Here is a 9,592-nt window from a genome sequence, read left to right as displayed (position 1 = left end):
CCTCCTTCAATTTATTTTCTATTTTTACTTATAAAGAAAAGCCCCCTAAGGAGCTTATTTGTTAAAGTTCGTATCCATATTAGAAAGTGGCCAATATAGTAAATCCACCTTCCCCACAATTTTATCAATTTTTACAAAACCAAACAATCGACTATCATAGCTTTTAGGTCGATTATCCCCTTCAACAAACACATATCCAGGTGGAACCTTTGTTTTACCAGTAATTTCATTCAAACTAAAATCACCAGTAAACGGTACGCCTTTTAAAACATTTTTATATTCATTTAAATATGGTTCTTTCATTTTTTCATTATTGATATAAAGATAATCATTTTTATATTCAATAGAATCTCCAGGCAAGCCAATCACACGCTTAACATAATCCTCTTCTTCATTTGCATGAAAAACAATTACATCAAATCGTTTAATGTCACCCAGTTGGTAACCAAACTTATTAATGACCAGTAGATTTCCATCCTTTAAAGTCGGCATCATTGATTCTCCGTCAACTACATAAGTGGAAAATAAAAAAGTACGTACAATAAAGGCAATTGCAACTCCTAAAACTATCGCTTTACCCCAGTCAAAAACTTGTTTTTTTAACATAGTAGCTCGCTCCCTTAGAGAAATAATAAAATTATTGCTCGTCAGACGGTTGAGGCATACCTTGATTCTCAGTTGATTTTTCGTGGATGTTCATGCGTTTCTCAATCACTTTTCCAACGATCCATAATGCAAAAATAAAAATACCTATGTACAATGCTTTGATTGGTTTATCAAACACTGCTGTTAAATCTTTTCCTAAGTAACTAATCATGGCAATCATTGTAAATTTACCTAGAACTAAAGCGATTAGAAATTGAGATATATTCATTCTTGATAAACCTGCTACAATATTAATCAAAAAAGAAGGTGAAAATGGAAAGGCAAACATAATGAAGATCGGTCCAAAGCCTCTTTTTTCAATCCATCCAATTGATGATTTAACTTTTTTGTGTTTATTTATAAATGAAAAAAATCGTTTCTGACCAAATTTCCTAACAATATAAAATAATAAAATTGAACCTAAGCAAGATCCTATCCATGAATATAAAAATCCTAATAGTGGTCCAAAAGCTGCTGCATTTGCAAAAACAAAAACGACTAAAGGAAGTATTGGAAATACTGCTTCTATGAAAGGTATTGATATTCCAATTAGCGGACCATAGTCTTTATATTGTTCGATAAGATGTAGAAAGTGTTCTTCTGTAAAAAAAGACTTTATATCATAAACGTTCATTTAAATGTGAATCTCCTTAAGCCATTTTTCAAAATTGTATCCTTACTGTTAACATTATCACATATAACTATTTATTCAATAATAATAAATCATTATAAGGCTTATTTTTGTAGAAATATTTTTATATAACTTTAACAGTTTATTATTTACTTTTTTTATTGGATAATATTACAAATAATGGAGTGAATTACGTGTAAATTTATTGTCAAATAAATATAAGTAATTCTTGATTTCCACTCCAGAATACTCGCTTTCCATGGGGCGTGAGCTGAGCCTCCTCGGCTTCTCCTGTGGGGTCTCAGCTTTCCCGCATCTCCCATAGGAGTCGAGTATTCTTCCGTTTCAATCTTTTCCTTATTTTGAAGTATGGTGTACAAACTTTCTTATATTTTTGTGTTGATATTTGTATTTTATTTGGCTCTGTTAAAATTAGATTTTGATTATTGAACTGAAAGAGACTATTTCATTTAGACAGTCTTTAGAAATTGCTTAAGGAAATTACTTCATTAGTTCAATTCCCTTGGCGAATAAAATAATTATGAGGGCAATAATATTTATCCAAACCATATATTTTATAATCCATATGTCCCAAGCTTTTTTGCGTAAACCAAAATTTAGGGTAAATAATACAAACTGGAGACTACATATCCCCAGAAAAATTTCACCATCAATTAAAAACAAACTAAAATTTATTAATGCATTTATCATATATAAAATTATATAATTCTTATATATTTTTCTCTTCTCTTTATCTCATGTTCGAATTCATACTTTGATTTACCCCAGTTTTTAGTAATACCTCTTCAACTAGCGCATGCGTTAGTACAACAGTACAATTCTATTTTTTTAAATGCTTTCTAAAAATAAACAAATGTAAAATACATATTATTATTCCAAGAACCGCAAAGAGCATAAATAATAATGTTAAAAATGAAACATTTTTTGACAAGGGATCAATATTAGCTTGAACAGCGAAATAGTTTGAAGCAATCCTACTGCAAAACAAGACTAATTGAAACTCCAAAACTATAAAAACACAATAAAGAAATATAAACCCTTTTTTCATACTGTATCACCACTTATAGAAGTATTTTTTATTAATTATACCAATCTAATAAGTCTTTTGGTTTTGGGGAATTTTTCCTTCTTCACCTATCCTGTATGTTACTTCAATAAAAAAAGAAGCCGCATTTGCGACTCTTGATTTTATGCAACTACATTAAGCTGTATATGTGAACAACATCGTACCATTGATTTTAGTTAGTTATATGATTATTAAGGAGGCGATTCGATTCGAAAATCACTTTTTCTTCGTCAATCGATAAGCAATTACCATCCTTTACAATTGTCTTTCCATCGATGTATACATCGCATACATCACTTCCTCGTGCCGAATAAAGTAAATGTGAATATGCTGCAGTTATTGGTTGTAAATGCTCTTTATTATAAGGATAAATTGTAATAAAATCTGCCTTTTTATTTACTTCAAGAGAGCCTGTATGTCCCATCCTTATCACTTCAGCTCCACCTCTAGTAGCCAATGTTAATGCAGTTTGTGCAGAGAATTTAGTTGCATCTTTATATATCCCTTTTTGTAGTAATGCAGCAGTTCTAACTTCCTCAAACATATCTAGATTGTTATTAGAAGCTGTGCTGTCTGTAGCAATTCCTACTTTAATTCCCGCATCTAAAAGACTAACAACATCCGCAATACCAGAACCAAGCTTCAAATTACTAATTGGATTGTGAGCAACTCGTACATCATATTGCTTTAATATTGCTCTCTCTTCATCGTTAAGAACCACACCATGAGCCATCACTGTTAGCTGATCAAATATGCCTAGCCTACGAAGGTGCTCGACAGGTCGATTTCCATAACGAGTTTCAATGTCTAAGATTTCATAATCAGTTTCTGATACATGGATGTGAATCATTAATTCATTTTCCTTTGCAATTCTAGCACTTTCAATCAGTGCTTCCGGACTACATGCATAAGGACTATGAGGTGCTACCATTGTTGTTAGTCGCCCATCTGCAAATTGTTTATAGTCCTTAGAAAACTGCTCAGCACCTATTAGATTCATTTTTTGTTCTTGTTCTGTACCGAAACTAAAAATTGAATAAGAAAATGCTCCACGGATTCCTGTTTCAGCAATGGTCTCCATTACAACATTAGGATCAATACCGTTAGGATTAAACATATCTGAGAATGTAGTTGTTCCCGACTTAAGCATCTCCAAAATGCCCAGTTGTGCACTCACAGATGCAATTTCCGTTGTGAATTGCTTTTCAATTGGCCATATTTTCGTTTCAAGCCAAGGTTTTAGTAGCATATCATCACCAATACCACGTAATAGCGTCATTAATATATGCGAATGAGTGTTCACTAGACCAGGCATCACCCATTTACCAATAAGATCCACTACTTGATCTGCATCTGTGAGTAGTTCTTCATTACGTTCACCAATATAGATAATTGATTGATTTTGTACAATCATCATACCGTTTGGAAAGATTCGATTTTCCTTATCCATTGTAAAAAAAGTAGCGTTAATATATATTGTTTTCATCTTAAATTCCTCCTAAATCTTTATAAAATAAAAAAAATCCTGATTACGAAAAAAATGTTAAAAAACATTTTTTTCGTAATCAGGATTTTACGGTTCCTGGTAGAGACCCTCATACCATATCAATGAGGTTATACAATCGATTTATGAATTTATATGACCTATCATAAATGAATAATGAGCAAAGTTCAATATTTTCTATAATTTAACAGATTTATTTAGCTGATCATGTATTGTAGTAAAAAATTAAGATGATTGAACGTAATACATGTCAAATTCATTCCCACTAATTTGCAATGGTCTTAGTAGTCACGTATGTAACAATTTTCTTTAAGAATTATTAAAATCAGTTCCTTTTTCTCTAGTTATCCTTATGAAATTTTATTATTTCTTTCGAATTAAAAAGTATCCCGATGATAACTAGTAAAACTCCAATTCCAGTAATAATATCAGGACCTTTAAAATTTTCAAAATAAGTAAGAGTTACAATTAATAAACCAAATATAATATACAAAGCAGAAATTAAATGTTTCATATATATTTTCCTCCTATTATTAACTGTCACTATTTTATTGTTGATGCACCTAAGTGTTATGTAACTAACGCTCTCGTTAGTTCAATAAGTTATTTAAAGAATAATTCTCCATAAAAATGATAAAGGATATCCAAATGCTATAAAAAATACAGTCGTATCATCTATATTTCTGATTTTTTAGTTTTAAATTTAAAACTCCTAAACCTATTATGAATAATAGTGTTAAACCATATGTTTCAACCATTTCATTTCTCCTTTTTAAATAAACAGCTCTCTATTTCAATTATCTTATTAACAACCATGATAAACGAACTAACACGTGAGTTAGTTGCATAAGATAATTTTAAATCTAAGTTTAGTCACTGAAAACTTCTCTTTAATTTGTTTTCAATAAAGAAAATTGGAATAAATAAAAAAATCATACTAACCCCTAAATTTATTAACGTAATTTCATCTAAAGAATATGGTAAAAGATACAAAAGCAATAACGAAATCACACTATTACAAAAACCAAATCTTATTGAATAATAACTTAACAATTTTTGAGCATGGTCCCAAGCTTTTTGTGATGACATGGAACGGAATGTGCGATAACCGAAAAAATGATTGATTTTTTTGGGAGCTCTTATTTTATGTACAAATCCAATAATAATCATAATAAAAGGAATTAATAAACTAATAAAATATGAAGATATATTATCCATTCAATCACCCCTAATTAAAGTTAACTTAATATTGTTATGAACCCCTACAGAACTTCAATTAATGCGTGTTAGTATGTTATCCTTTACGGTTTCTATTCGCTCGAAATTCTATGCCATAATAGATCACGCCAATGAGAAACAAAATATTAGATAGCATTAAAACTATTCCGTTCCATTCTCCATCAAAAAGTGTCACGTTAACGAGATTAATAGTATGAATTAAAAATATAACAACAAATAAAATACTGTGCGTTTTCAAATGAAAAACACCTCCAGATATCCACCACTTTTTCATCTATCATACCACGAAGCAAACTAAAAAATGTTAATTTTTGGAAATTTTATGAAGGGTCTTATTCACCCAAACTGCCATTAAGTGCATTAAAAAGAACCGCCGAAGCAGTCCATAGTTGTTAATTAACGTCCTCGTTAATTGAATAAGATTTCTATAATCGCAATTTGCCAATCAACATCTCATTAAGCCTCATTTTTAGTTTGGAGTGTCATTTGTTTGAATTCTTTTCTATGAGGTAATTGATCTATAATACCTCCTACCGCACTGTTATTACCGATATAAGACCCCTTATATGAAAAATATCTTTACTGGAATTTTCACCTATTGTACAACTAGTTAAACTCAACAATCGATTTTAACAGAGCTTATTTTGCTTGTTGCAAAAAAAAAACTACTTGATTTAAAGTAGTTTTTTATCTTATATCTTCTAATTCTATTTTTCGTGTATCATTTCACCCTTTAAGTAGGAAGTGATCTCTTTGTCTGGGATTAACTTATATGTTTTTTGTTGAATGTTTTCAGGGTTTAAACGATCTTCGTAGATGGCTCTTAAGTGTGCAGTTCTGTAAAGTTGATTTTCAAAGGACCCGCGGGAAATTTCTAGAGGTATTTCTACTCCATTAAAAAATTGGACAATTGAACGATTGTATTTTCCACCTTTGAAGTTCGAGACGTGGTTGTAGGAAATCCAGGAACATTCAATTTTTAGTGATGAGGATGTGGGGAAAAAGAATATTTGATTCATTGCACTTATGGCAATTGGTGGCTTGTGCGTAATTGATATCATTTGCTTGGTTCCTTCACGCCTGCCTTTGTAGCTGGATCCAAAATAAGCGCAGCTTCTTTCAATTATTTCGATTGGTTTCATTAATACATAGAAATTATCATCTGTTTCATATATTTTAGAAACAACTGCTAAATCAACTGTATACTCTGGTATGATTGCCATAGTCGATTTATTAATTTCGTACTCAGTTAATACTTTTACCTTACCTTTCACATGATCCATTCTTTGATTCCTCCTTTAAATTCATAAAATAGTAGTGTCTTCATGCGATGAAATAAAAGATTACAATATTATTAAGTCGAAATTATGTAAATACAAGGTTGCTAGAAGTATATTAACATAATTCAAAGGGAGAAAATCTTTTTTGTGAAACCTTTAACAATATTGTCGAAGTTTACTAAAGTTTAATAACAAAAAAGCCACTTATTTCTACTTAAATGTGAAATAAGTGGCTTTTTTTACTGATTATTTTTCTGTAAATTGTTCTTCTTCAGTAGATCCTTTTAATGCTGTAGTTGAAGAAGTTCCGCCTGAGATTACTTGAGCAACTTCATCAAAGTAACCAGTACCAACTTCACGTTGGTGACGTGTTGCAGTGTAACCGAATTGTTCACTTGCAAACTCTGCTTGTTGTAATTCAGAATACGCTCCCATTCCTCTTTCTTTGTACTTACGAGCCAATTCAAACATCCCGAAATTTAGTGCATGGAAACCTGCAAGTGTTACGAATTGGAATTTGTAGCCCATTTCAGCAATTTGCTGTTGGAATGTTTCAATTGTTTCATCATCTAATTTCTTTTTCCAGTTAAATGATGGAGAACAATTATATGCTAAAAGTTTACCTGGGAATTGTGCATGAATTTCATCTGCAAAACGCTTCGCATCTTCTAAATTCGGTTCTGATGTTTCACACCAAATTAAATCTGCATATGGAGCATATGCTAAACCGCGAGCAATTGCTTGGTCTAATCCCGCTCTCGTACGGTAAAATCCTTCAGGAGTTCTGTCTCCAGTAATAAATTGTTGATCAACTGGATCGATATCACTCGTAATTAAATCTGCTGCATCCGCATCAGTACGTGCAACAATGATAGTCGGAACACCCATAACATCAGCTGCTAATCTAGCAGAAATTAAATTGCGAATTGCAGTTTGAGTTGGTAATAGAACTTTTCCACCTAAGTGGCCACATTTTTTCTCTGAAGATAATTGGTCTTCAAAGTGTACTCCTGCCGCACCTGCTTCAATCATGCCTTTCATTAATTCAAATACATTTAATTGTCCACCAAAACCAGCTTCCGCATCAGCAACAATCGGTGCAAAATAATCTAATTCTTCTCCACCTTCAACATATTGAATCTGATCCGCACGTTGGAAAGCTTGATTGATACGTTTTACTACCGCAGGTACTGAGTTCGCAGGGTATAGACTTTGGTCTGGATACATTTGACCAGATAAATTTGCATCAGCAGCTACCTGCCAACCACTTAAATAAATTGCTTTTAATCCAGCTTTCACTTGTTGAATCGCTTGGTTTCCTGTTAAAGCACCTAATGCGTTTACATAATTTTCTTCATTTAATAATTTCCACAGTTTTTCAGAACCACGTCTTGCTAAAGTATGCTCTATATCAATAGAACCTCTTAATTTAATTACTTCCGCTGCAGAATATGGACGAGTAATACCATTCCATCTTGAGTCAAATTCCCAGCTTTCTTGTAATTCTGCAATACGTTTTTCACGATTATTTGTCATTTTCATTTCCTCCTTGGAATTATAGGTATTCATAACCTTTTAAAGTTAGAAAGTCAGCAAACTCATCATTGCTAATTAGATCATCAAATAACTCAATTGCTTTTTTAAATTGTTTTCGTTCAAAAAGTTCTTTGCCAAGCTCAAGTTCTAGCTTCATCATTTCTTCTTGTTTTAACAAATCAACAAACTCAAGTGTTATGTTTGTACCATCCTCTAACACACCTTTTTCGTGACGGATCCATTGCCAAATCTGAGCACGTGAAATTTCTGCGGTCGCAGCATCTTCCATTAAATTGTAAAGTGGCACTGCACCACGACCACTTAACCAAGCCTCAATATATTGAATGGCAACTGTTATATTTGTTCGAAGTCCTTGTTCCGTAATTGCCCCACTTGGTAGCTCGACTAAATCCGCCTCAGTTACATTTACATCTTCACGTTTTCTGTGAATTTGATTTGGTGTTGACATATAGCGATTGAATTGTTCTAGTGCGACTGGCACAAGACCAGGATGTGCTACCCAAGTTCCATCATGTCCGTCTCTTGCTTCACGTTCTTTATCTCGTTTAACTTTTTCAAATGCAATTTCATTTTTTTCTTCATCATCTTTAATTGGGATCTGCGCTGCCATTCCACCAATTGCTGGTGCATTTCTCTTATGACAAGTTTGAATAACTTTTTGAGAATAAGCGCGCATAAATGGAACTTCCATTGTGACAACAGATCGGTCTGGAAGAATCATAGTTTTGTCATAACGCATCATTTTAATAAAACTAAAAATATAGTCCCATCTACCACAATTAAATCCCGCAGAATGTTCTTTTAATTCGTATAAAATCTCTTCCATTTCAAACGATGCAGCAATCGTTTCAATTAATACAGTTGCTTTAATCGTTCCCCCTGGAATATTTAATTTATCCTGAGCAAATACAAACACATCATTCCAAAGTCGAGCCTCTAGATAACTTTCCATTTTAGGTAGATAAAAATATGGGCCAGATCCATTTGCAATTGACTGATTTGCATTGTGGAAAAAATAAAGGCCAAAATCAACCAAACTACCAGACATTGAGACACCATTAACAGTGATGTGTTTTTCATCTAAATGCCATCCTCTAGGTCTGACAATTAGTACAGCAGGCTTCTCTTTTAAAGAATAGGTTTTTCCTTTTGATTCAAGTGATATTGTTCTGTTCACTGCATCTCTTAAATTAACTTGACCTGAAATGATATTTTCCCATGTCGGTGAAGTTGCATCTTCAAAATCAGCCATAAACACAAATGCATCTGAGTTTAATGCGTTTATAATCATTTTTCGATCGACAGGTCCTGTAATCTCTACTCTTCTGTCCTGTAAATCAGAAGGTAATGGCGCAATTGTCCACTCACTTTCACGAATATGCTTTGTTTCCTCTAAAAAACAAAGCTTCCCTCCATTTTGTAAAAAATTCATTCTCTCTTTTCTACTTAAAAGTAATTTCTGCCTACGATTTTCAAAATGCTCATGTAGCTCCTGTAGAAACCGTAGTGCTTCATTCGTCAAAATGTCAGCTGATCTCTCTACTTGATTACCAAGTACTTTAATTCCCGATAGCTCAGTAGTCATACATTTCCTCCGTTTCAGTTATATAACAGTTTTTACTTTCTTGATTTATTATATAACAGACTAT

8 protein-coding genes, 1 pseudogene and 1 riboswitch are annotated in these 9,592 nt (G+C 32.4%); all 9 genes and pseudogenes read right to left on the bottom strand.

Annotated features, from left to right (window positions below; all coding sequences use genetic code 11):
• Positions 1-54: 54 nt before the first annotated feature.
• The 9 genes and pseudogenes from lepB to aceB all read right to left on the bottom strand — a co-directional run bounded on the left by lepB (position 55) and on the right by aceB (position 9,528).
• Entirely contained in the window at positions 55-606 is a 552-nt protein-coding gene (gene lepB / locus ABID96_RS05070; RefSeq protein ID WP_192601103.1) for a signal peptidase I, read from the bottom strand.
• A gap of 31 nt (positions 607-637) precedes the next feature.
• Positions 638-1,279 (bottom strand): TVP38/TMEM64 family protein, encoded by a 642-nt coding sequence (locus ABID96_RS05065; protein WP_192601102.1) that lies wholly within the window; start codon positions 1,277-1,279, stop codon positions 638-640.
• Positions 1,280-2,535: 1,256 nt separating this feature from the next.
• On the bottom strand, positions 2,536-3,849 hold the full coding sequence (locus ABID96_RS05060; RefSeq protein ID WP_192601101.1) for an amidohydrolase family protein: 1,314 nt from the start codon (positions 3,847-3,849) through the stop codon (positions 2,536-2,538).
• A gap of 56 nt (positions 3,850-3,905) precedes the next feature.
• Positions 3,906-4,005, bottom strand: a riboswitch (purine riboswitch).
• Between the two features lie 202 nt (positions 4,006-4,207).
• Entirely contained in the window at positions 4,208-4,381 is a 174-nt protein-coding gene (locus tag ABID96_RS05055) for a hypothetical protein (protein ID WP_192601100.1), read from the bottom strand.
• Positions 4,382-4,740: 359 nt separating this feature from the next.
• The gene (locus tag ABID96_RS05050) at positions 4,741-5,085 is read right to left on the bottom strand and encodes an SdpI family protein (protein WP_192601099.1); all 345 of its coding nucleotides are present in this window, start codon (positions 5,083-5,085) and stop codon (positions 4,741-4,743) included.
• 477 nt (positions 5,086-5,562) lie between these two features.
• Positions 5,563-5,664: pseudogene (locus tag ABID96_RS05045) on the bottom strand (DUF4825 domain-containing protein); the annotation flags it as partial.
• A 149-nt stretch (positions 5,665-5,813) separates the two neighbouring features.
• Entirely contained in the window at positions 5,814-6,389 is a 576-nt protein-coding gene (locus tag ABID96_RS05040) for a competence protein ComK (RefSeq protein WP_192601098.1), read from the bottom strand.
• A 243-nt stretch (positions 6,390-6,632) separates the two neighbouring features.
• On the bottom strand, positions 6,633-7,922 hold the full coding sequence (aceA, locus tag ABID96_RS05035; protein WP_192601097.1) for an isocitrate lyase: 1,290 nt from the start codon (positions 7,920-7,922) through the stop codon (positions 6,633-6,635).
• A 19-nt stretch (positions 7,923-7,941) separates the two neighbouring features.
• Entirely contained in the window at positions 7,942-9,528 is a 1,587-nt protein-coding gene (gene aceB, locus ABID96_RS05030; RefSeq protein WP_192601096.1) for a malate synthase A, read from the bottom strand.
• Positions 9,529-9,592 lie beyond the last annotated feature (64 nt).

The organism is Gottfriedia sp. OAE603 (genome assembly GCF_040543965.1).
Classification (GTDB): domain Bacteria; phylum Bacillota; class Bacilli; order Bacillales; family Bacillaceae_G; genus Gottfriedia; species Gottfriedia solisilvae.
Note: the sequence above shows the minus strand (reverse complement) of the source record. Positions and strands in the feature narration are given on the sequence as shown.